The sequence below is a fragment of the Geomonas agri genome (assembly GCF_020179605.1).
In the GTDB taxonomy this organism is placed as follows: domain Bacteria; phylum Desulfobacterota; class Desulfuromonadia; order Geobacterales; family Geobacteraceae; genus Geomonas; species Geomonas agri.
Genome location: NZ_JAINZO010000002.1, coordinates 870,562 through 892,395, shown reverse-complemented (window position 1 = coordinate 892,395; position 21,834 = coordinate 870,562). Strand labels below are relative to the sequence as shown.

The window sequence follows — 21,834 nt, the reverse complement described above, 5'->3', positions numbered from 1 at the left end:
TGGGCTAGGGAAGAACGACGGCAGATTCAGCCAGGGGCTTTTTTTCGTCACGCTCGGTGAAGACCAGGCGTACGGCTTCGCCGCTACTGAGCCGCGAGTGCTCCGGTACGACGAGGGAAACTTTGCGCACCGTGTTCGGGGTGTAGATCGCGAAGCCTTTGCCCTCCGCCACCTTTTCTTGTCCCCGGTAGACGGCCACGTCGCCGTAGACTGACTTGGTGCCGGACCTGTGCATGGTGAAGGAGAGCACCTGCTGTTTTTCGCCGGACAGAGCAACGGACCCGGCATCGATCGATGCGCCGGCCTGCAGGTCGCCGTGCCGGGCGATGACGGGTATCGATATCCCCACGTTCGCCACGATGTTCATCTTGATAACCCCGGGCTCGTCGTCACCTTTCTCAGGCAGCCTGGCGATGGCGGGGGCGGACCTGGTGAACAGCAGGTGAGACCGGTACTCGCCGGTCTCGAGGTCCGGGGGGACTTTGAACAGGATCCGTATCGTCTGCCCCCCTCCCGGCAGCAGGGTCACCTGGCGGGGGGAGTATTTCGCCACCTCGTCCGCGAACTTTTCTCCCGGTTCCGGAGTGCCGACGTCCTGGAACTCTCCCGTCTCCGTCATCCGTTTGCGCACCATGGTGACCCTGTAGGTCGCCTGCGACTCGCCGGCGTTGATGATGTCGACCTGCGCGGCACGTTGCCTGTCCGTCATGACCACCCGCGTCGGGTACACCATGAGGTCTGCAGCGACCACCGTCACGGTCGGGGTACCGATGATTACGTTGGCGGCGGTTATCACCATTGCCGCCCACTTGGCGAAGAGTAGCTTCACGACTCCCCCTTATTTAACCGAAATGTTCATGCTGCCGCTGTACGGTGCGTTCCGCTGTGCTGCCCCGACGTTAAGCGTCCCCCCCACCGAAAAGCTGACCGCGCCGCCGGCTGGGATGATCCCAGTCAGGGGTATCGAAGAGGTGATCGCGGTGACCGTCATCTGGTCGGCACCGGCATTCATGTTGACGTTTGCCGGCAGGGTCAAGGTATAGGCTTTCCCCACGTTCCCGGTGATGGTGAAGCGGGCTGCGGTGAAGGTGGTGCCCAAGGGGAGAACGTTGCCTGAATAGGTTCTGCTTCCGGCCGGGGTGACGGTAATCGTGCCGGAGCGCCCCGCACCTCCCACCACCCTGCCGAAATCGAAGTCCTGGTTCTTGGTCACGGAGGTTGGCGCGGCAAAAGCTGTAGCTGCGGTCATGCATCCAAGTGCCAGGATTGCCGAGCCGAGCGTGGCACGTAAGCCGTGTGCTCGCATCATCTCTCCCATCCCATTCGGGGCCTGCAATAGACAAGGGGGGCGAGTTCCGCCCCCCTTGGTGAAGGTTCACGTGGACGGCTAGTTGTAATTGACCGCCACGTCCACGGTCCCGCTGTAGGCGCCGGAGGCCTGGCTCGCGCCGACGGTGAGGGTGGCGCCGACGGAGAGGGTCTCGGGCGCCGCGCCGAAGGTGTTCAGCGTGCCGCTACTGTCCATGGTGAAGGTGCCGATGATCATCGAGGTGCCGGGGCCAGTCAGGGGCGTCTGGGCCGGAAAGGTGACGGCGTAGGTGCTGGTCGGCTCACCCGATATCGTGAACGTCGCGGCAGTGGCGGTGCCACCCAAGGCCGCAGTGGTGGTCACGCCACCGGTCACAGACTGCGCCCCGGCCGTGTCGACCACTACGGACCCGCCTGTGCCGCCGGACATGAAACGGCCAAAGTTAAGATCCGTGACCTTGGTGATGGTGACCGGCAACACGACGGTCGCGTAGGTGCCGGCCGTGGTCGTGGCCGCCTGGCTGATGCCAGTGCCTGCGGCCCACGCTAGGGCGGTGCATCCTGCCATTACTACAACCTTTGATAACGTTTTCATGGGGGTATCTCCTTTAACGCATGACGCATTTTTGGGATAGCGCGGTTGGCATCTGCAGTCGATTTCCCGGCGGTGGCCTGCCGCGCCCATGATGCAGTTGAACGCTGCCCCAACAGACCTTTCGACTGTCGTTATTACTACTACGGTCCCATAGTTGCCTTTCCATGTGGTCCTCACAGCGGATCGGCCGGCGGTTCTGTGCCGGCGTCTGCTCGCCAAACGAGGTGCCCTTCTGGCAGGTATAGGTGCCTGTTGCGTTGCGTCAGCGCCTCGCCTAAGCGTCGCAAGCACGCGGGATTTTTTACGACGATTAAATATATCTAACCTAAAAAAGTTTTCTACATATTTAATGGTGTCATGTTCCACGACGCGCTCGAACTGGTAAGATGTTGTAGTCGCATTGGACACGGGCACCGCGAAGGGAAGCAAAATGAACAGGTTGACACTGATAGGGATGCCCGGTTCGGGCAAGAGTGCCATAGGAAGGGTCATCGCCACCCGCCTGGGGTGGCGCTTTATCGACACTGACCATTACATCGAAAAGCGCTTCGGCAAGAAACTTCAGGCGGTGGTGGATCAGGTGGGGGTCGAGGAATTCGCCCGGATCGAGGAGGAAACCGTGCTGGCCCTGCCGGCGGAAGGTTCCCTGGTCATTTCCACCGGCGGCAGCGTGGTCTACTCCGACACCGCCATGCGCCGCCTCGCTGCCATCTCTACCGTCGTCTTTCTTGACGTGCCCATACAGAGGCTACACGGGCGTATCGCCCGGGCGGCACCGCGCGGCATCGTCGGCATGGGTGAAGGTGGGTTGGAAGAACTGTACCAGAGACGCTTCGAGTTGTATCATAAGTACGCCCACAGCATAGTGCTACTCCACGGTGAGAACCTGCAGGAAGCAGCCACTAGGGTCATGTTTCAATGCGGCGTGTCATGATGTAGCAGCGCCAACCGCGTTGACTTTAACGACACACTCCCCTAATATCTACCTCATGCCTGAAGCCATCGAGACAAAAAAGTCTTCGAGAGTAAGCCTGTCGGGTCTCTCCCTGATACAGAAGATAAGTGCGGGTTACGCGGCTATGGCCTTATTCACTGCGGCTGCGCTCGTCTTCTCGTCCTACAATATCTACCGCAGCACCAACATCACCCGTAACATCGCCAACAACGAACTCCCGGTAATCAGCGCCCTAATCGAGTTGCGGACCTCGCTTTTGAGCCAGGAGAGCTTTGCCGGCAAGTACGCTATCCTCAGGGACCCCGCCTTCATCGACCTGTTTCACCAGCGCCAGGCGGAGGCCCTGGCCAGCCTGGACCTGCTCGGCAAGGGAAAGGCGACCGCCGACCTGAAGCAGCTGAACGGGCTATACCTCGCCTATCAGAAGGCCGCAGAGGACCTCTTCGCCGGCAAAACAGGTAGCACCGGCCCGATGCGCTCCTCGGCGCTCAAGCTGCTCAACGCGGTTGACGCCTCCTACCTCAAGCGCAAGGACATGCTGAAGCGGGTGCTCTCCCGTGCGGACGAGCAGCAAAAACAGACCATCTGGTGGACCGTCGCTATCTCCTGCACCGGCTTCCTGCTCGCCATCGGCGTCGCACCCTTCGTCACCTACCGCACTTTCGGTGCTATCCGCGAGTTGCAAAGCGCCACCCATCGCATTGCCGCCGGTGACTTCGACTACAACCCCAACGTTCCCTCCGGGGATGAGATCAGCGAGCTGGCCCGGGATTTCACCAAGATGGCGGCGCGGCTCAAGGTGCTCGAGCAGATGAGCCTGGACGCGAGCCCGCTGACCCGGCTCCCCGGCAACTTCGCCATCGAGCGGGTACTCGAGGAACGGCTACAAAGCGGCGACACCTTCGCCTTCTGCTACGCCGACCTGGACAACTTCAAGCCCTACGGCGACCATTACGGCTACGCCAAGGGGAGCGAGCTGCTCCGTCTGACCGGCGACCTGATCCAGCGTGCGGTGAAGGCGCATGCCGGCAAGGACGGCTTTGTCGGGCACGTAGGGGGCGACGACTTCGTCATGGTCATTCCGGCCGAGCGCGTCTCCGCGGTCTGCGAGGCGGTCATCGACAGCTTCAGCGCCGAGGTGGTCAAACACTACTCGCCGGAGGATCTTAAAGTTGGGGGTATCGAGGGGTGCGACCGTTACGGGGTGCAGCGCTTCTTCCCACTGATCACCATTTCCATCGCGGTCATCATTTGCGGCAGGGACCAGTACTCCTCCGCCGTCGAGATCGCTCGGGCCGCGGCCAAGGTGAAGGACAGCGCCAAGGAGAAACCGGGGAGCAAGTACCTGATCGGTGCCCCCGGAAGGGTGACTGTATGAAGATGACAATGCTCATTATCTGCTTGGCGGCGCTCGTTAGCGCCGGGTGCGCCACCACCGGCTCACGAGAGGGAAACTTCCTGGAGCGCTACAACAGTTCGAGGCAGCTGTCCCAGGCGGAAACGATGCTGAAAGAGGGGGATACCCACGGCGCCATCAACGCGCTGGACGCCATCTGCAATGGCCCCGCCGTCACAGGGGTGACCGACGAGGCGCTCTTCCGGCTGGCGCTGCTGACCTTGAAAGTGAAACCGGGCTCGGCGCAGGCGCTTCACCTTTTGAAGCGGTTGAAAAAGGAGTATCCGGCGAGCCAATGGACCGCGCTGGCCGCTCCGGTAAGCGAACAGGTCAATGCCCTTGAAGAGCAGCGGCGCCAGAACAAGGTGCTTAAGGGGAGCAACCAGGCCCTGAGCCGGGAGATCACCGAGCTAAACCAGCGCCTGGAGCAGTTGAAAAACCTGGACCAGGAGTTGGAAAAGAAGGCGCGCTAGCATTCCAACAGACATTGCCATAGCGAAATGAAAAGAGGCGGCCGGATATCCGGCCGCCTCTTTTCATTTTCGTCGTGGCTCGCTACAGCAATACCAGTGGCGGCTCTTCGAGCGCCGCGAGCTGCTCGCGCAATTGCAGGATGTGCTCACCCCAGTAGCGGACGGTGTTGAACCAGGGAAATGCGGTGGGAAAGGCGGGATCGTCCCAGCGGCGTGCGAGCCACGCGCTGTAATGCAGCATGCGCAGCGAGCGCAACGCCTCCACCAGGCGCAGCTCCGCGGGGTCAAAGTCGCAGAACTCCTCGTACCCCTTGATCAACTGGGCGAGTTGGGCCAGCTGGCGCGGGCGGTCGCCCGAAAGCATCATCCAGAGGTCCTGCACCGCAGGGGCCATGCGCGCGTCGTCGAAGTCGACGAAGTGGGGGGCGTCGTCGCGCCAGAGGATGTTCCCAGCATGGCAGTCGCCGTGCGCGCGGATGTAGCGCACCTGCGGCACCGAGGCGAAGGCCTCGTCCACCACCTGTAGGAGCTGACCAGTGACCGCCTGGTAACTCTCCCGGTACTCCTGCGGGATGAAGCGCTCGCGGATCAGGGCGACACTGTCGTGACCGAACTCGCGGCTGTCCAGGGCGGGGCGGTGCTCGAAGGGGCGTACCGCACCGATGTTGTGGATGCGCCCCAGCATGCGCCCCAGGATAAGGAGGTTCTCGTCGTTGTCGAATTCGGGGGCGTGTCCCCCCTGGCGCGGGTAGAGTGCGAAGCGGAAACCGTGGTAGTGGAAAAGCGACACCCCGGAAGGGTTGACGATTGGCGGCACCACGGAGAGCTCGTGCTCGGCCAGTTCCAGGCAAAAGCGGTGCTCCTCCACGATCTGTTCATCGCTCCAGCGTCCGGGACGGTAGAACTTGGCGATGAGCGGCTTCTCTTCCTCTATGCCCACCTGGTAGACGCGGTTCTCGTAGCTGTTCAAGGCCGAGGTGCGGCAGTCACAGCGGTACCCCTGGCTCTCCACGGCGTCCATGATGAAGTTGGGGGTCAGGGTATGGAACGGATGCTGAGCATCGTGCATAAGGTGGATCCTCTCCGGCGTTATGTTTGCTCCTGCACAATAGCATCAATTGTCCCTGGAACCAAGGGGCGTGACAGGCCAACGCCCCTTTCCTTTGCGACAAAAAAAGGCCTGCTGCGCAACAGCGCAACAGGCCAAGGGAACCGCCCTGGCTCACTATCTAGAAGAGAACCTTGGTAAACATATCTGCCGGCGCCTGGAACGGTCCCAGCGGGTTGACTTGGTCGTTCATCTGGTCGATCTTGGGCTCGCCACTGGAGAGCTTGTAGGCGACGTGATGGTTCACAAAAACCACCAGGGCCTTGAAGCGCCACCCCGTCTCGTGGGTTTTGCGTTTGAAATTGAAGATATCGAGCCAGAAGTTGCCGACCCGCTTGGTGTAACTTCTTTTGGGCTCGAAGACGTAGGCGCGGCAGTCGGAGCGCGCCCGCAGGCAGGCCTGCAGCCCCGGGTCGAGATCCTTGGAGGGCATCCCCTGCAGCATGGCGGCGATGTCGAGGTAGTTGAGGATCTTGATGTTCGGGGAGGACTTGATGTCAAAGCCGAGTTTCTGCAGGTCCTCTACCGTCGTCTTCCCGATGATGATGTTGTCATAGGATGCCTTGGCCGCCTCATACTCCTCCCACGGGGATTCCGTGATCGCCTTGCCGCGCGGCAGCAGGTTGGCGCAGCCGAATTGCGTCACCAGAAGCAGCAACAGGATTATTTTATGGATTGAATTCGAGCACATGGGACATTCCTTTTTCTACGCCCCCCGGACCACAACGAGCAGATTATAGCGCAGTTCGGCAGCAAGTCCCGTCCTTCAATCTTTCTTTTTCTGCGCCTTCAACCCGCAGTAGGGACAGCGCTTCTCAGGGACCGACCGCTGGCATACCTCGCACCAGTAGCGGAAGATAGCCTCCCGGCGGCAGGCCACGCACCCCGTCTGCCCGCCATCGTCGTGACAGCACTTTCCCTTACCCGACATGGCCCTTGTCTCCCGTGCGCTACAACAGCATCTTGTTCAGATACTGTCCCGTGTAGGAGCGCGCCACCCGCGCCACCTGCTCCGGCGTCCCGACTGCGATGATTTCTCCGCCGCGGTCGCCCCCCTCCGGCCCAAGATCGATGATCCAGTCCGCCGTTTTGATGACGTCCAGGTTGTGCTCGATCACCACGATGGTGTTGCCGGCGTCCACCAGCTTGTGCAGCACCTCCAAAAGCTTGGCGATGTCAGCGAAATGAAGTCCCGTGGTCGGCTCGTCTAGGATGTAGATGGTGCGTCCGGTGGCCCGCTTGGAGAGTTCCTTGGCCAGCTTCACGCGCTGCGCCTCTCCGCCTGAAAGTGTCGTCGCGGACTGCCCCAGCTTGATGTAGCCAAGGCCCACCTCCTCCAGGGTCTGCAGCTTCGCCCTCGTGCGCGGGATGTGCTCCAAAAAGACCAGGGCCTGGGACACGGTCATGTCCAGCACCTCGGCAATAGAGCGCCCCTTGAACTTCACCTCCAGGGTCTCGCGGTTGTAGCGCGCCCCCTTGCAGACCTCGCACTGCACGTAGACGTCGGGAAGAAAATGCATCTCGATCTTGATGATGCCGTCCCCGGAGCAGGCCTCGCAGCGCCCCCCCTTGACGTTGAAGGAGTAGCGTCCCGGCTTGTAGCCGCGCATCTTGGACTCGGGGAGCTGCGCAAAGATCTCGCGGATCTCGGTGAAGAGCCCGGTGTAGGTTGCGGGGTTGGAGCGCGGCGTGCGCCCGATGGGGGACTGGTCGATGTTGATCACCTTGTCCAGCACCTCCATGCCGTGGATGGCCCGCACCGCCCCCGCCTTCTCGCGGCTCTTGTAGAGGCGCTGGTTCAGCGTCTTGTAGAGGGTGTCGATAATGAGCGAGGACTTGCCCGAGCCAGATACGCCGGTGATACAAGTCATCACCCCAAGCGGCACATCGACGCTGACGTTCTTCAGGTTGTTCTCGCTGGCCCCCTCGATTTTGAGGAAGCGGTGCCCCTTACGGCGCTTCTTGGGCACGGCAATGGTGAGCGCGCCGGAGAGGTAGCGCCCCGTCAGCGAGTGCGGGTTGGCCATGATCTCTGCGGGCGTCCCCTCGGCCACCACCTCGCCGCCGTGCACGCCGGCCCCGGGGCCCATGTCGATGACCCAGTCCGCCTCCGTGATGGTCTCCTCGTCATGCTCGACCACCAGCACCGTGTTACCGATGTCGCGCAGGTGCCTAAGCGTGGACAGAAGCCGGCCGTTGTCGCGCTGGTGCAGGCCGATGGAGGGTTCGTCCAGGATGTAGAGCACGCCGACCAGGGAGGAACCGATCTGGGTCGCCAGCCTGATGCGCTGCCCTTCGCCGCCAGATAACGTCCCCGAGGAGCGGTCCAGCGAGAGGTAGTCGAGCCCCACGTTGACCAGGAAGTTGAGGCGTTCCCGGATCTCCTTGAGGATCCTGCGCGCGATATCCTCTTCCTTCTCGGTTAGGGTGAGCGACTCGAAGAAGGTCAGGCTGTCCTTGATGGAGAGGGCGGTCACCTGCTGGATATTCTGGTTCCCCACCAGGACATAGAGCGCCTCTTTCTTGAGCCGTGCGCCGTTGCAAGAGGGGCAGGGCATGACGTCCATGTACTTTTCCAGCTCCTCGCGTACCGTCTCCGACTCGCTCTCACGGTGGCGCCGCTCCAGGTTGTTGAGCACCCCCTCGAAAGGTTTGCGGTAGGTATGCCGCTTGCCGGCGTCATCGACCCACCAGAAATCGACCGCCTCCCCACCTGAGCCGTGCAGGATCACCTCTTTCGCCTTCTTGGACAGGCTCTTGAACGGGGTGTTCATGCTGAAGCCGTAGGCCTTGGCGAGCGCCTCCAGGGTCAACTGGTACCACCCCGAGAAGCGGGTCTGCCACGGCGCGATGGCCCCCTCTGCCAGGGAGAGCTCGGGTTCGGGCACCACCAGTTCCGGGTCGAGGTACATCCTGGTGCCCAGGCCCGTGCAGTCCGGGCAGGCGCCGTAGGGGTTGTTGAAGGAGAACATGCGCGGGGTCATTTCAGGGTAGGAGATGCCGCAGTCGATGCAGGCCGCGGATTCCGAGAAGAGCAGCGTCTCGGCCTTGATCTCCCGGGTCTCGTCCTCGGAAAGGGCCACCTTGACGATCCCTTCGGCGTGAGAGAGCGCCGTTTCCAGCGAGTCGGCGAGCCTCTTCTCGAAGCCCGGCTTCACCACCAGGCGGTCCACCACGATATCGATGTCGTGCTTTTTCTTCTTGTCGAGCGTGATTTCCTCGCCCAGGTCATGGGTCTCGCCGTCGATCACCACGCGCACGAAGCCGTCCTTTCTCAACTGTGCCAGCTCCTTTTTGTACTCTCCCTTTCTGCCCCGCACGATGGGCGACAGGAGGGTGAGCTTCGCACCCTGGGGGAGTGCGGCGATCTGGTCCACCATCTGGGACACGGTCTGCGACGTAATCAGGCGGCCGCAGTTGTAGCAATGCGGCTTGCCCACCCGGGCGAAGAGCAGGCGCAGGTAATCGTAGATTTCGGTGACGGTCCCCACCGTGGAGCGGGGGTTCTTGCTGGTAGTCTTTTGTTCGATTGAGATGGCGGGAGAAAGCCCCTCTATCGACTCCACGTCCGGCTTCTCCATCTGCTCCAGGAACTGGCGCGCGTAAGCCGAGAGCGACTCGACGTAACGCCTTTGCCCCTCGGCGTAGATGGTGTCGAAGGCCAGCGTTGATTTCCCCGACCCGGAGATGCCGGTGATTACAACCAGTTGGTCCCTCGGGATCTCGACGTCGATGCATTTCAGGTTGTGCTCGCAGGCACCTTTTACGATGATCTTATCCGTTGCCATGATGCTCCCGTTTCGTGTCTTTCAAGCGCCAGTCTGGCGCGCAGCAGTAAAATATAGCACATGCCCCGTTCATTGTGCAGCCGACAGCCTCAGTATAATGAGAATGACGCCGGTACCGCAAGCCGAACCCCCTTCAGGTTTTACGAAAGCTGCCGATAAGGACATTAGCTTCGCTCCGGCCCGGCCGGAAAGTAAATTTCACGGAGGCGACCATGAACCGCCATCTTGCAGCCCATATCGCACCCTTTACCCTGGCCGCCTGGCTTTTTGCCGGCGACGCAGCCCTCCACGCCCAGCCCACGGCGCCCGCTCCCGCGCCTTCCGCCAAGGACGACGCGGCCGAAGCCAAGACGCTCAAGGCCGCCGAGGCCAAGCTCGCCGCGCTCGCCAAGGAGGTCGAGTCGGGCAAGCCGGCGGCGCAGGTCTCCAAGAAGGTAACGGGTAAAAAGAGCGGCACTGCGAAACTGAAGAAGAAAGCGAAGCGAGGCAAGGTTGCTGGGAAAGGGAACGGCAAGGGGAAGGGCGCCGTGGCGGTCAAGGCGAAGGTGCTGGAGCGCCGCATGACCCAGGCCGAGGTCCAGGGGGTGCTGGCGGGGAGCCGCGATTTTGCCGGTGCCGACCTCAGCGGGCTCAACCTGACTGGCTACGATCTGACCGGCGCAAAGTTCAACCGCGCCAACATGAAATCGGTCAACCTGGAGCGCGCCGACCTCTCCGAGACCGATCTGGAGCTGGCCGACCTCACCGGCGCCAACCTTCGCGGTGCATCGCTGAACCAGGCCCGCCTCAGGGGAACCCGGCTCGCCGGCGCCAAGTTGGACGGCGCCCTGTGGACCGACAAGACCATCTGCCGGGCGGGTTCGGTGGGCAACTGCATCGAATAATCATTCACACGCCCCCCAGCGACCACAAAAAAAGCCCCCGAGGTTTCCCCCGGGGGCTTTCTGTCGTTTAAAGGATGACTTTAAACCCTGGTCACGTTGGCGGCCTGGAGACCTTTCGGACCCTGCTGCACGTCAAACGTTACGGAATCGCCCTCTGCCAGGGATTTGAAGCCCTCGGACTGGATCGCGGAAAAGTGTACGAATACATCCTCGCCGTTCTCCTGCTCGATGAAACCAAAACCCTTGCTGTCATTGAACCACTTCACCACACCTTTTGCCATTACGACTTCTCCTGTTACTACTCTTTTACGTGATTGCGGGACCATCCCCGGCACAGGTAAAGATTTTATGCACGGGTCTGGTCCCTGTCAAGCGCTTTGTTAGATTTTTTTATTTGCCGAAGTCCATTTCAGCCATCCGCTTGTACAGGTCGAAGCGGCGGGCAGTGAGTTCGGCGGAGCGGGCCATGAGAGTCGCGGCCGCTTCCGGGTTGTTCTTCTTCAGTACGCGGTAGCGGTTCTCGCCGTAGGCGTACTCCTCGAGAGAGATGCTCGGGTCCTTGCTGTCCAGGATGAGCGGGTTTTTGCCCTGCTCGGCCAGTTCGGGGTTGTAACGGACCAGCGGCCAATGGCCGGAGGCAACGGCACGCTTCTGGGTCTCGACGGCGGTTGCCATGTCGATGCCATGGGCGATGCAGTGGCTGTAGGCGAGGATCAGGGACGGGCCGTCAAACGCCTCGGCCTCCATGAACGCCTTGACCACCTGGGCCGGGTTGGAGAGGGAGACCTTGGCGACGTAGACGTTGCCGTAGGCCATGGCGATCATGGCCAGGTCCTTCTTGGCCTGCGGCTTGCCGCCGGCGGCGAACTGTGCTACCGCGCCCATCGGGGTGGACTTGGAGGCCTGGCCGCCGGTGTTGGAGTAGACCTCGGTGTCGAGCACCAGGAGGTTTACGTTCTTGCCGGAGGCGATGACGTGGTCCAGGCCGCCGTAGCCGATGTCATAGGCCCAGCCGTCGCCGCCCACGATCCAGACCGACTTCTTGACCAGGTAGTCGGCAATGGAGAGGAGCTTCTTCGCTGCGGCGTCGCCGGAGGCTGCGAGGATTTCCTTCAGCTTGGCCACGCGGGCACGCTGTGCCTCGACGCCCGCCTGGGTTTTCTGATCGGCGCCCTTGATCTCGGCGACCAGGTCGGCCGGGAGAGAGAGGGTGTCGATCAGCTCGAGGGCAGCCTGGTTGAACTTGTCAACCGCCAGCCTCATGCCGAAGCCGAACTCGGCGTTGTCCTCGAAGAGGGAGTTGGACCAGGCAGGGCCGCGTCCGTCGGCGTTTTTCGCCCACGGGGTGGTCGGCAGGTTGCCGCCGTAGATCGAGGTGCAGCCGGTGGCATTTGCGATCAGGGCACGGTCACCGAAGAGCTGGGACATGAGCTTCAGGTACGGGGTCTCGCCGCAGCCGGCGCAGGCGCCGGAATACTCGAAGAGTGGGCGTACCAGCTGGCTTCCCTTGAGGGTGTCGAGCTTGAGGAGGCTCGGGTCGGTCTCCGGAATGCTCAGGAAGAAGTCGTAGTTGGCGGCCTCGGATGCCCTGAGCGGCGCCTGGAACTTCATGTTGATCGCCTTGTGCTTGGGGTCTTCCTTGGACTTGGCCGGGCAGTTGGCGACGCAGGCAGCGCAGCCGGTGCAGTCCTCGGGGGCAACCTGGATGGTGCACTTCATCCCCTTGAACTCGTTGCCGCGGGCGTCGGTGGACTTGAAGGTCTCCGGCGCGCCGGCCAGCTTGTCGGCGTCGTACACCTTCATCCTGATAGTGGCGTGCGGGCAGACGAAGGAGCAAATGCCGCACTGGATGCAGAGCTGCTCGTCCCATACCGGGATATCAACGGCGATGTTGCGCTTCTCGTACTGCGAGGTGGCGGTCGGGAAGGTGCCGTCGGCCGGGAGCATGGAGACCGGGACGTCGTCGCCGCGGCCGGCGATCAGCTGCGCGGTGACTTCCTGCACGAACTGCGGTGCGTGGGCCCCCACGACAGCCGGCTTCTTGATCTTGCTGGTCGCGGTGGCCGGGACGGTGATCTCGAAGATGTTTTCGAGAGCGGCGTCCACCGCCTTGTTGTTCATCTCGACCACCTTCTCACCGGACTTGCCGTAGGACTTCTTGATGGCGTCCTTGATGGAGGCGATGGCGGCGTCGAGCGGCATGATGTTGGAAATCTTGAAGAAGGCGGTCTGCATGATCACGTTGATCCTGGCGCCCAGGCCGAGCTTCTCACCGAGGGCGATGGCGTTGATCACGTAGAACTTGAGCTTCTTGTCGATGATCTGCTGCTGCACCTCGACCGGCATGGCGTTCCAGACGGCGTCTTTGTCGTCGGTCAGCGAGCAGAGCAGGAAGGTGCCGCCCACCTTGGCACGGGAGAGCATGTCGTACTTCTCGAGGAAAGAGAAGTTGTGGCAGGCCACGAAGTCGGCCTGGTCGATCAGGTACGGGGAGCGGATCTCACCCTTGCCGAAGCGCAGGTGCGAAACGGTGACGGTGCCGGCCTTCTTGGAGTCGTACACGAAGTAGGCCTGGACGTTGTTGTCGGTGTTCTCGCCAATGATCTTGATGGAGTTCTTGTTGGCGCCGACGGTGCCGTCGGAGCCCAGGCCGAAGAACATGGCGGAGTAGGTCCCAGCGGAGGGGTTCACGAAAGCGGGATCGAAGTCCAGCGAGCAGTTGGTGACGTCTTCCTTGATGCCCACCACGAAGTGGTTCTTCGGCTTGTCGGCTTTCAGATTGTCGAACACGCCCTTGGCCATGCCCGGGGTGAATTCCTTGGAGCCCAGGCCGAAGCGGCCGCCCACGATGATCGGGTAGGACTTGAAGGAGGTCTTGCCGTCAGCCATTGCCTCGCCGATGGCGGTCCTGACGTCGAGGTAGAGCGGCTCGCCCAGGGAGCCCGGCTCCTTGGTGCGGTCGAGCACGGCGATCTTTTTGACGGAAGCCGGCAGGCATGCGGCGACGGCGTCGACCGGGAACGGCCTGAACAGGCGCACCTTGACCAGGCCCACCTTTTCGCCGGCGGCATTCAGGGTCTCGAGGGTCTCCTGGACGGTGTCGGCGGCGCTACCCATGACGATGACGACGCGCTCGGCGTCCGGTGCGCCCACGTATTCGGCGACGGAGTACTTGCGGCCGGTGAGGCCGGCAAATTTGTCCATCTCCTCCTGCACGATCTGCAGCGCTTTCGGGTAGTAGGCGTTGACGGTCTCGCGCCCCTGGAAGTAGACGTCCGGGTTCTGGGCGGTACCGCGCAGCACCGGGCGGTCCGGGGTCAGTGCGCGCGTCCGGTGCGCCTGCACCAGTTCGTCGCTGATCATGAAGCGCATGTCGTCGAAGGTGAGCTCCTCAACCTTCTGCACCTCGTGGGAGGTCCTGAAACCATCGAAGTAGTGCATGAAGGGGACGCGCGCCCTGAGGGTCGCGGCCTGGGAGATCAGCGCGAAGTCCATGACTTCCTGCACGTTGTTGGAACAGATCATGCCCCAGCCGGTAGAACGGGCCGCCATGACGTCGGAGTGGTCGCCGAAGATATTCAGCGCCGCAGCAGAGATGGCGCGGGCCGAGATGTGGAACACGGTCGAGGTGAGCTCGCCCGCGATCTTGAACATGTTCGGGATCATCAGAAGCAGGCCCTGGCTGGCGGTGAAGGTAGTGGTCAGGGCGCCGGCCTGGAGTGCACCGTGAACGGCGCCGGAGGCGCCACCTTCGGACTGCAGCTCGGAGACGGAGGGGACGGTGCCCCAGATGTTCTTCTCGCCGCGGGCGCTCTTCTCGTCCGAAATCTCACCCATGACCGAGGACGGGGTGATCGGGTAGATGGCGATCACCTCGTTGGTGGCATGGGCCACGTGTGCGGCAGCAGTGTTACCGTCGATTGTTACCATTCTGCGGGACATTGATTTCCTCCTGTGTTTGAAAATCTAATTGAGCTTTACGGTAAAAGATCGTTCTAGTTCTCACTCGCGGAAAAGGCTTAAAGCTCTGAACGCCCCTCCACCGCCCGCTGCACGGTCGCCGCATCCACGTATTCCAGGTCGCTGCCGATGGGGATACCGTGCGCCAGACGCGTCACCTTGATCCCGAGCGGTTTGATCATCCTGGTCAGGTAGAGTGCCGTTGCCTCCCCTTCCACCGTGAAGTTGGTGGCGATCAGCACCTCGCGCACCTCGCCCCCCTCCAACCGCTGCATCAGCTCGGCGATCCTCAGGTCGCGGGGTGTAACGCCGTTTAACGGTGACAGCGCCCCCTGCAGCACGTGGTAGCGGCCGCGGAAAGCGCGGCTTCTCTCAAGGGCGAGCAGGTCTTGCGGCTCCTCCACCACGCAAAGGGTGGCCCCGTCCCGCTCTCCCGAGCAGATCCAGCAGGGATCGTCCTCGGTGATGGCAAAACAGTGGGAGCAAAAACGGACCTTTTCCTTCACCTGCATGAGGCTCTCTGCTAAGGCCTCAATATTACCGGGATATTTAAGCAGATGAAAGGCAAGACGCAAGGCACTTTTTTCACCGACACCAGGCAGTTTCTTCAATTCTCCCACCAGCCTGGTCAGCGAGCCCGAAAAATGTAGCATATTCCCACCATGGATAAAACAAGTTTTTACTGGTTATTTTTACCAAAAAAATTTTGATCGTAGAATTGAATAATTAAAGGGCGCACACCAAACGATATGCACCCTCTTTTTATCCATGTCCTGCGAAAGGCGGCGCCCCTCTAGAAAAGGCCGGGGATGCTCAACCCACCGGTGATCTTACTCATCTCCTCGCTCATCTCCTGGTGCACCTTCTTGAGGGCCTCGTTGATAGCGGTTATGACCAGATCCTGCAACATTTCCACGTCTTCCGGATCGACGGCTTCCTTCTTTATGACCAGCGAGAGCACCTGGTTCTTGCCATTGACAACCGCCGTTACCGCGCCGCCACCGCTGGTCACCTCGGCGGTCCTTTCCGCCGCCTGCTCCTGCAGCTTGCCCATCTTCTGCTGCATCATCTGCGCTTGCTTCATGATCTGCGCCAAACCTTTAGACATCGTATCCTCCAATTTTCCTTTATTGTCGCAGCGTACCGCGGAACATTGTTATGATTTTGCCACTTCTTTCTGCGGAAGTTCCTGTACCTCGGCGATTTCGCCGTCGAACATCTCCACCGCCGCAGCCACCAGCGGGTGCTCCTCCGCTTCGCGCCTCAGGTGGGCTTTTCGCTCGGCGTCCTCAAGGCTTTTTTTTTCCGACAGGGTCGGGGCGGCGTCGGTGGGAGGCGCGCTCAGCGCGACCACCTTGACCTGAGTGGGGACGCCGAAATGCCCCTGGGCCAGGCCCTTCAGTTCATTGATCTGCTCGGGGTCCTGCAGCCGGGTCAGCTGGAAAGAGCCCTGCAGGCAGCCAATCTCCAGCACGCCTTGGGCCACCCGGACCGGGTAGACCTCTTCCAGCGCGCCACCGAGCATCGGCTTCTTCGCTTTGACCGCCTGCACGAAGCCTCCCCAGAGGTCGCCACCGGAGGCGAAGGCGGACGGTGCCGCCTGCGGCGCCGCTGCGGGGGGCGGCGGAGCAGCCGCGACCGGCGCGGACGCAACGGGAGCCGCTGCGGGACGGGCGGGTGCGGCGTGCGGCTGGGGTGGCGCCTGCGGCTGTGCCGGACGCGGCGCGGGGGCGGACTGGCGCGGGACCTCGCCGCGCGGCGGCAGCGGCCCGCCCTTTTCCATGGCGTCCAGGCGCGCCAGCAGTTCCTGCACCGGGATGGCGGGAGCGAGGCTCGCCATCCTGATCAGCGCCATCTCCAGGATCAGGCGCGGGAAACCAGCGTGCGCCATCTCGGCCTCGGCCTTGAGCAGGATGGCCAGGTGGCGCTGCAGGTCCTGCACCGAGGCCTGGGCGCCCAGCGCGGTCAGGTCGGCGAGTTCAGCGTCGGAGAGCTCCAACAGGTCGCCCGGCTCCCCCACCGCCTTGAGGATGGCGATGCTGCGGAACTGGTTGATCAGCTCCTGGCAGAACTGGCGCATGCTGTAACCGAAGGAATCCACCTGGGCCACGATCTCCAGCGCCCCCTTGACGTTCGCCTGTAGCACGGCTTTGCAGCCGTCCATGATCAGGCGCCGATCCACCACGCCCAAGAGGGCGGCGACGTCGGTGTCGGAGACGTTGTTGCCGCAGAAGGCGAGCACCTGGTCAAGCGTGGAAAGAGAGTCGCGCATACTGCCGTCGCCCTTGCGAGCCACGACCGAGAGAGCCTCGTCCGAGACCTGCACCCCTTCCTGGTCCACGATGTAGCGCAGCCTGGAGACGATGCGCGGCAGTGCGATCCTCTTGAAGTCGAAGCGCTGGCACCGCGACAGGATGGTGATGGGGACCTTGTGCGGTTCGGTGGTGGCGAAGATGAACTTGACGTGCGGCGGCGGCTCCTCCAGCGTCTTCAACAGCGCGTTGAAGGCGTTGGTGGTGAGCATGTGCACTTCGTCGATGATGAAGATCTTGTAGCGCGAGCGCGAGGGGAGGTACTTGATGTTGTCCCGCAGTTCGCGGATGTCGTCGACACCGGTATTGGAGGCACCGTCGATCTCGAAGACGTCCACCGAGTTGCCGTCGGTGATCTCCAGACAGGTAGAACAGGTATTGCAGGGCTCGACGGTCAGGCCGCTCTCGCAGTTTAGGGCCTTGGCGAGGATGCGCGCGGAACTGGTCTTGCCTACGCCGCGGGCGCCGGTGAAGAGAAAGGCGTGCGCTACCCTGCCGCCGTCAATGGCGTTTTTGAGGGTCTGGCTGACGTGCTCCTGGCCGACCAAGTCGCTGAAGGTCTGGGGGCGCCATTTTCTAGCAAGAACAAGATAGGACAAGGCGGCGTACCTCTATGGCTTCACGTGGTTCATTGTTCGTGCGGGGCGTGGGGCGGGCGGGGGGTTGCGGAAAGAGCTGATAGCTGGGCTACCCCGCGGCACACGGGGGCGGTTACTGCCGCTGCTTCCTTCCGGACCTGACGGGGTTCATAACCTTCCGTTGCGCGGGACCCAGCTATCAGGTCTATCCGCAAAGGGTAAATATAAGTATGGCGGAGAGAGAGGGATTCGAACCCTCGGTACGCTATTAACGTACACACGCTTTCCAGGCGTGCTCCTTCAACCACTCGGACATCTCTCCACAACAAGGAGCAGATATATAATACACGCCGGATTAATTGTAAAGCGAATTCTTCAGGGGGACGTAAAATGCCGGCCACCTAAGCAGCAACGGTGGGCCGGACCCGGCACCAGTGCGCTGCGGTCAACCGGCCAGCTCATCGGGCCGGCGCCCTTTTTTACGCATGAGGATGGCCTGCAGGAGGGACTGCTTGTCTTTTTGCAGGAGCTGCTTGGCGATGATGGAGCGCACCGAGAGGAGCTCTTTCCTGAGCGCCTCGGCGTTCTTCACCAGGTGCCTGGCGCGGGGGTCGCTGCGAACGTAGGGGGAGAGCAGGTGCACGGCCTCGGAGATCTTGCGGCTAACCAGCACGCGTTCGCGGTAGTCTTCCAGCCGGCCCGATTTGAGGCGTTCCTCTAGTGCAGCAAACTCCGTGGTGAAGTAATTGATCACGTCGGAGTGGAGGACATCTTCTTGTTTCATAAGCTCACCTTTAATTAAGCTGCTCACAGCTGGTTCTCCTTTGGCTTCAAAAACCTCTTCGGCGGCTCCCGTTTTTTCTTTACTTTTATTTGGGGTCGAAAGAAAAAGCTTGTCTGCCAAGTGTCTGGATAATCGGCCCCGTTTTTGCTATGCTCAACCGGTGCTAAAGAGTTCCACCCACCAAAGCGAAAGGCCCCGCCCCTACACGATGACCATGCCCCAAGCGCAGTACCTGAAACGGCTCAACGAGAAACTGACTGCCCCCACCTGCCAGGTGAGTGTTACCGGGCTGGAGGGATCGGCGCCGGCCTACCTGCTGTCGCGACTTGCCGATAACGGTGCCCCCCCGCTGGTGGTGCTCACTGCCGACCAGGAGAGCGCCGACGAGATCGCACGCGAGCTGCGCTTCTTCACCGCCCGCCCGGAAGCAGTGCTCCCGTTTCCTGCCTGGGACGTAACCCCTTTCGAGGCCGCTTCGCCACACCCGGACCTGGTCGGGGAGCGCCTGAACGCCTTGGTGCGCCTCTTGGACGTGAATGCCCGGGCGGTGGTGCTCCCGGTGGCGAGCGCCCTGCAGCGCGTGATACCACGCGGGACCTTGGGCGGGGTGTGCCAGTACCTGGTGGCCGGCGAGGAGCTGGAGCGCGACGGGCTGGTCGAGAAGCTGGTCAAGCTGGGCTATTCCCACGTCCCCCTGGTCGAGGACCGGGGCACCTTCTCGGTGCGCGGCGGCATCCTGGACATCTTCCCCCCCGACCGGGAGCAGCCGGTGCGTATCGAGTTCTTCGGCGATACCGTCGAGACCATGCGCCTCTTCGACCCGGTCTCCCAGCGCTCGCTGGAACCGATCGACGAGCTGGTGCTGCTCCCCTCCCGCGAGGTGATCCTCTCCGAGCAGGTGGTGAAGGACCTGGCCCCGCGGCTCAAGCGCCGCTGCGACCATCTGGGCATCGGTGCCGACCGGCGCCGCGAACTCCTGGAGCAGCTGCAACACGCCATCTACCCCCCCGGGGTTGAGTTCCTGCAGCCCCTGTTCCACCCGCAGCTGGAGACCATCCTCGACTACGTCGGCGCGGACGCGGTCCGCGTCCTGGTCGATCCCGACGCCATCGCCGACGCGCTGCAACGCTTCGGGGAGGACCTGGACAGCGCCGCCAAACGGGCCGAATTGCGTGACGCCATCGTCTGCGACCCCGCCGAGCTCTACCTCTCGGCGCGGGACCTGGAAACCGCCCTCGCCGGCGGGCGCCGCCTCGAGTTCCCCCGCCTGGAAATCGAGGGGGAAGGGGGCGAGAAACTCCGGGTCGCCTGCTCGGGCAACCAGGACCTGAAGCTGGACACCAACCCGGAAGGGGAGCGCGTGCTGGCCCCCCTGACCGAAAAGATGGTGACCTGGATCGCGGCGGGGAACCGCGTGCTGATCCCCTGCCACCAGGCCGGGCAGGCGCGCAGGCTCTACGAGCTCCTCTCGCACTACCGCCTCCCCCTAGAGCACTCCCAGGACTCGTTCCTTACCGCTTCCGCCCGCCCCGCAGGTCGGGTCGAGATCCTGATTGGGGAGATTTCCCGCGGCTTCCGCCTGGAAGAAGAGCGCCTGGTGGTGATCGCCGAGGAGGAGATCTTCGGCAAGAGGGTAAAGCGGCGCGGCCTGTCCGAGGCGCGCAAAAAGCAGCTCCTCACTTCGCTCGCCGAGTTGAAGCCGGGCGACCACATGGTGCACATCGACTTCGGCGTCGCCCTGTACCGGGGGCTGCAGCACTTAAGCCTCACCGGCATGGAGGGGGATTTCCTACTCCTCGAGTACGCCGGTGGCGACAAACTCTACCTCCCGGTGGACCGCATCAACCTGGTGCAACGCTACGTGGGCGCCGAGGGGATCGAGCCGCGGCTGGACCGCCTGGGGGGCGCCGGTTGGGAAAAGGCCAAGGCCAAGGCCCGCGCCGAGATCCAGGAGATGGCGGCGGAACTGTTGAAGATCCACGCCGCCCGCGAGGTCCAGGAGGGGTACCGCTTCGCCCCGGCCGACGACATGTACCGCGCCTTCGAGGCATCCTTCGCCTTCGAGGAAACCCCCGACCAGGCCGCCGCCATCGATCAGGTCATCGCCGATATGGAGAGCCCGCGCCCCATGGACCGCCTGGTCTGCGGCGACGTCGGCTACGGAAAAACCGAGGTGGCCATGCGCGCCGCCTTCAAGGCAACCCTGGACGGCAAGCAGGTGGCGATCCTGGTCCCCACCACGGTGCTCGCCCAGCAGCATGCCGAGAGCTTCGCGGCCCGCCTCAAGGATTACCCGGTACGGGTCGAGATGCTGTCCCGCTTCCGCACCCCACAGCAACAAAAACAGATCCTCGAGGGGGTGAAGAAGGGAGAGGTCGACATCGTGATCGGCACCCATCGCCTGCTGCAAAAGGACGTGGTCTTCAAGGACCTGGGGCTGTTGATCGTGGACGAGGAGCAGCGCTTCGGCGTGGCCCACAAAGAAAGGCTCAAGCAGTTCCGGGCCGTGGTGGACATCCTCACCCTGACCGCGACCCCGATCCCGCGCACCCTGTACATGTCGCTCATGGGGATCCGGGACCTCTCCATCATCGACACGCCGCCGGTGGACCGGCTCGCCATCAAGACCTTCGTCTCCCGCTCGTCCGACGAACTGATCCGCGAGGCGGTGCTCAGGGAGCTCAGGCGCGGCGGCCAGGTCTTCTTCGTGCACAACCGGGTGCAGTCCATCGGCGCCATGGCTGACGAGCTCAGGCGCATCGTCCCGGAGGCGAAGATCGCCGTGGGGCACGGACAGATGGCGGAGAAGGAACTGGAGCAGGTCATGCTCTCCTTCATGCACGGCGAAGCGAACCTCCTTTTGTGCACCACCATCATCGAGAGCGGCCTGGACATACCCACCGCCAACACGCTCATCGTAAACCGTGCCGACACCTTCGGTTTGTCCCAGCTCTACCAGCTGCGCGGCAGGGTCGGCCGCTCCAAGACCCGCGCCTACGCCTACCTGCTGATCCCAGGGGAAGGATCCATCTCCTCCGATGCCCGCGAGCGGCTGAAGATCATCCAGGAGCTGACCGAACTCGGGGCGGGCTTCCGTATCGCCACCCACGACCTCGAGATCCGCGGTGCCGGGGACCTGTTGGGGGCACGCCAAAGCGGCGACATCGCGGCGGTCGGCTTCGAACTCTACACCGAGCTCCTCGACGAGGCGGTGCGCACACTCAAGGGAGAGGCGCTTCCCGAGCGGGTGGAGCCGGAGATCAAGCTCAAGGTGCCGGCTTTCATCCCGGAGGATTACGTCCGGGACCCGAACCAGCGCCTGCTCATCTACAAGAAGCTCACCCAGCCCGCCGACGAGGCGGAGGTGGACGACATCCGCGAAGAGTTGGCCGATCGCTTCGGGCCACTACCGGTCGCGGCGCTCTATCTCCTGGAGGTTATGCGCCTGCGCGTCGCCCTGAAACGGCTCCTGGTGAAGGAGATCGAGTTCTCCGGCAACGAGCTCTCGCTCGCCTTCCACGAGAGGACGCCGGTGTCACCGGACGCCATCACCGGTCTGCTGCGGAAAGAGAAGGGAAAATACAGGTTTACACCGGACTTCCGGTTGTACGTACGGGTCGCCGACGGCTCGTTCGACGGGGTGCTGGCGGAAGCCAGAAATGTCTTGAAATGCCTAGTCTGATATGCTAGCGT

At 62.5% G+C, this 21,834-nt stretch carries 18 protein-coding genes, 1 tRNA gene and 1 other RNA gene; 5 read left to right on the top strand and 15 right to left on the bottom strand.

What is annotated here, in order from left to right:
* Positions 1 to 4 precede the first annotated feature (4 nt).
* The 3 genes from K7R21_RS15475 to K7R21_RS15465 form a co-directional block, all read right to left on the bottom strand.
* Positions 5 to 829 (bottom strand): fimbrial biogenesis chaperone, encoded by an 825-nt coding sequence (locus K7R21_RS15475; RefSeq protein ID WP_224984180.1) that lies wholly within the window; start codon positions 827 to 829, stop codon positions 5 to 7.
* A 9-nt stretch (positions 830 to 838) separates the two neighbouring features.
* Positions 839 to 1,306, bottom strand: coding sequence for a DUF4402 domain-containing protein (locus K7R21_RS15470; protein WP_224984179.1), 468 nt, complete (start codon positions 1,304 to 1,306; stop codon positions 839 to 841).
* 81 nt (positions 1,307 to 1,387) lie between these two features.
* Positions 1,388 to 1,903: a DUF4402 domain-containing protein gene (locus K7R21_RS15465; RefSeq protein ID WP_224984178.1), complete on the bottom strand. Its 516-nt coding sequence runs from the start codon at positions 1,901 to 1,903 to the stop codon at positions 1,388 to 1,390.
* Between the two features lie 430 nt (positions 1,904 to 2,333).
* Here K7R21_RS15465 and K7R21_RS15460 point away from each other — a divergent pair, with 430 nt between their 5' ends.
* The 3 genes from K7R21_RS15460 to K7R21_RS15450 all read left to right on the top strand — a co-directional run bounded on the left by K7R21_RS15460 (position 2,334) and on the right by K7R21_RS15450 (position 4,727).
* On the top strand, positions 2,334 to 2,837 hold the full coding sequence (locus K7R21_RS15460) for a shikimate kinase (RefSeq protein WP_224984177.1): 504 nt from the start codon (positions 2,334 to 2,336) through the stop codon (positions 2,835 to 2,837).
* Positions 2,838 to 2,982: 145 nt separating this feature from the next.
* Positions 2,983 to 4,236 carry a HAMP domain-containing protein gene (locus tag K7R21_RS15455; RefSeq protein ID WP_224984176.1) on the top strand — a complete coding sequence of 418 codons (1,254 nt, stop codon included), beginning with the start codon at positions 2,983 to 2,985 and terminating at the stop codon, positions 4,234 to 4,236.
* Positions 4,233 to 4,727 carry a septum formation initiator family protein gene (locus K7R21_RS15450; protein ID WP_224984175.1) on the top strand — a complete coding sequence of 165 codons (495 nt, stop codon included), beginning with the start codon at positions 4,233 to 4,235 and terminating at the stop codon, positions 4,725 to 4,727. The genes K7R21_RS15455 and K7R21_RS15450 overlap by 4 nt, the downstream gene beginning before the upstream one ends.
* A gap of 82 nt (positions 4,728 to 4,809) precedes the next feature.
* Here K7R21_RS15450 and K7R21_RS15445 read toward each other — a convergent pair whose 3' ends face one another.
* The 4 genes from K7R21_RS15445 to uvrA form a co-directional block, all read right to left on the bottom strand.
* Entirely contained in the window at positions 4,810 to 5,796 is a 987-nt protein-coding gene (locus tag K7R21_RS15445) for a serine/threonine protein kinase (protein ID WP_224984174.1), read from the bottom strand.
* A gap of 160 nt (positions 5,797 to 5,956) precedes the next feature.
* Positions 5,957 to 6,526, bottom strand: a complete 570-nt coding sequence (locus tag K7R21_RS15440; protein WP_224984173.1) for a hypothetical protein — start codon at positions 6,524 to 6,526, stop codon at positions 5,957 to 5,959.
* 75 nt (positions 6,527 to 6,601) lie between these two features.
* Positions 6,602 to 6,766, bottom strand: coding sequence for a hypothetical protein (locus K7R21_RS15435; RefSeq protein ID WP_224984172.1), 165 nt, complete (start codon positions 6,764 to 6,766; stop codon positions 6,602 to 6,604).
* 19 nt (positions 6,767 to 6,785) lie between these two features.
* Positions 6,786 to 9,623, bottom strand: a complete 2,838-nt coding sequence (uvrA, locus tag K7R21_RS15430) for an excinuclease ABC subunit UvrA (RefSeq protein WP_224984171.1) — start codon at positions 9,621 to 9,623, stop codon at positions 6,786 to 6,788.
* A gap of 212 nt (positions 9,624 to 9,835) precedes the next feature.
* On the opposite strand from uvrA, the gene K7R21_RS15425 reads away from it, so the two are divergent.
* Positions 9,836 to 10,507 (top strand): pentapeptide repeat-containing protein, encoded by a 672-nt coding sequence (locus K7R21_RS15425; RefSeq protein WP_224984170.1) that lies wholly within the window; start codon positions 9,836 to 9,838, stop codon positions 10,505 to 10,507.
* 80 nt (positions 10,508 to 10,587) lie between these two features.
* Here the strand turns inward: K7R21_RS15425 and K7R21_RS15420 are convergent, their stop codons facing one another.
* From K7R21_RS15420 to K7R21_RS15385, 8 genes are all read right to left on the bottom strand, one after another.
* Positions 10,588 to 10,788, bottom strand: coding sequence for a cold-shock protein (locus K7R21_RS15420; protein WP_224984169.1), 201 nt, complete (start codon positions 10,786 to 10,788; stop codon positions 10,588 to 10,590).
* A gap of 109 nt (positions 10,789 to 10,897) precedes the next feature.
* Positions 10,898 to 14,449: a pyruvate:ferredoxin (flavodoxin) oxidoreductase gene (nifJ, locus tag K7R21_RS15415; protein ID WP_224984168.1), complete on the bottom strand. Its 3,552-nt coding sequence runs from the start codon at positions 14,447 to 14,449 to the stop codon at positions 10,898 to 10,900.
* Between the two features lie 77 nt (positions 14,450 to 14,526).
* A complete protein-coding gene (gene recR / locus K7R21_RS15410) occupies positions 14,527 to 15,120 on the bottom strand; it encodes a recombination mediator RecR (RefSeq protein WP_224984167.1) in 594 nt (197 codons plus the stop codon).
* Between the two features lie 140 nt (positions 15,121 to 15,260).
* A complete protein-coding gene (locus K7R21_RS15405; RefSeq protein ID WP_199387401.1) occupies positions 15,261 to 15,575 on the bottom strand; it encodes a YbaB/EbfC family nucleoid-associated protein in 315 nt (104 codons plus the stop codon).
* A gap of 48 nt (positions 15,576 to 15,623) precedes the next feature.
* Positions 15,624 to 17,378, bottom strand: coding sequence for a DNA polymerase III subunit gamma/tau (gene dnaX, locus K7R21_RS15400; protein ID WP_224984166.1), 1,755 nt, complete (start codon positions 17,376 to 17,378; stop codon positions 15,624 to 15,626).
* A 78-nt stretch (positions 17,379 to 17,456) separates the two neighbouring features.
* Positions 17,457 to 17,555: signal recognition particle sRNA small type (ffs, locus tag K7R21_RS15395), an RNA gene on the bottom strand.
* A 33-nt stretch (positions 17,556 to 17,588) separates the two neighbouring features.
* A tRNA-Ser gene (locus K7R21_RS15390) sits at positions 17,589 to 17,679 on the bottom strand.
* Positions 17,680 to 17,802: 123 nt separating this feature from the next.
* On the bottom strand, positions 17,803 to 18,141 hold the full coding sequence (locus tag K7R21_RS15385) for a hypothetical protein (protein WP_224984165.1): 339 nt from the start codon (positions 18,139 to 18,141) through the stop codon (positions 17,803 to 17,805).
* A gap of 208 nt (positions 18,142 to 18,349) precedes the next feature.
* Between K7R21_RS15385 and mfd the strand changes: the two genes are divergently transcribed.
* On the top strand, positions 18,350 to 21,823 hold the full coding sequence (gene mfd, locus K7R21_RS15380) for a transcription-repair coupling factor (RefSeq protein WP_224984164.1): 3,474 nt from the start codon (positions 18,350 to 18,352) through the stop codon (positions 21,821 to 21,823).
* The last annotated feature ends 11 nt before the right edge of the window (positions 21,824 to 21,834 follow it).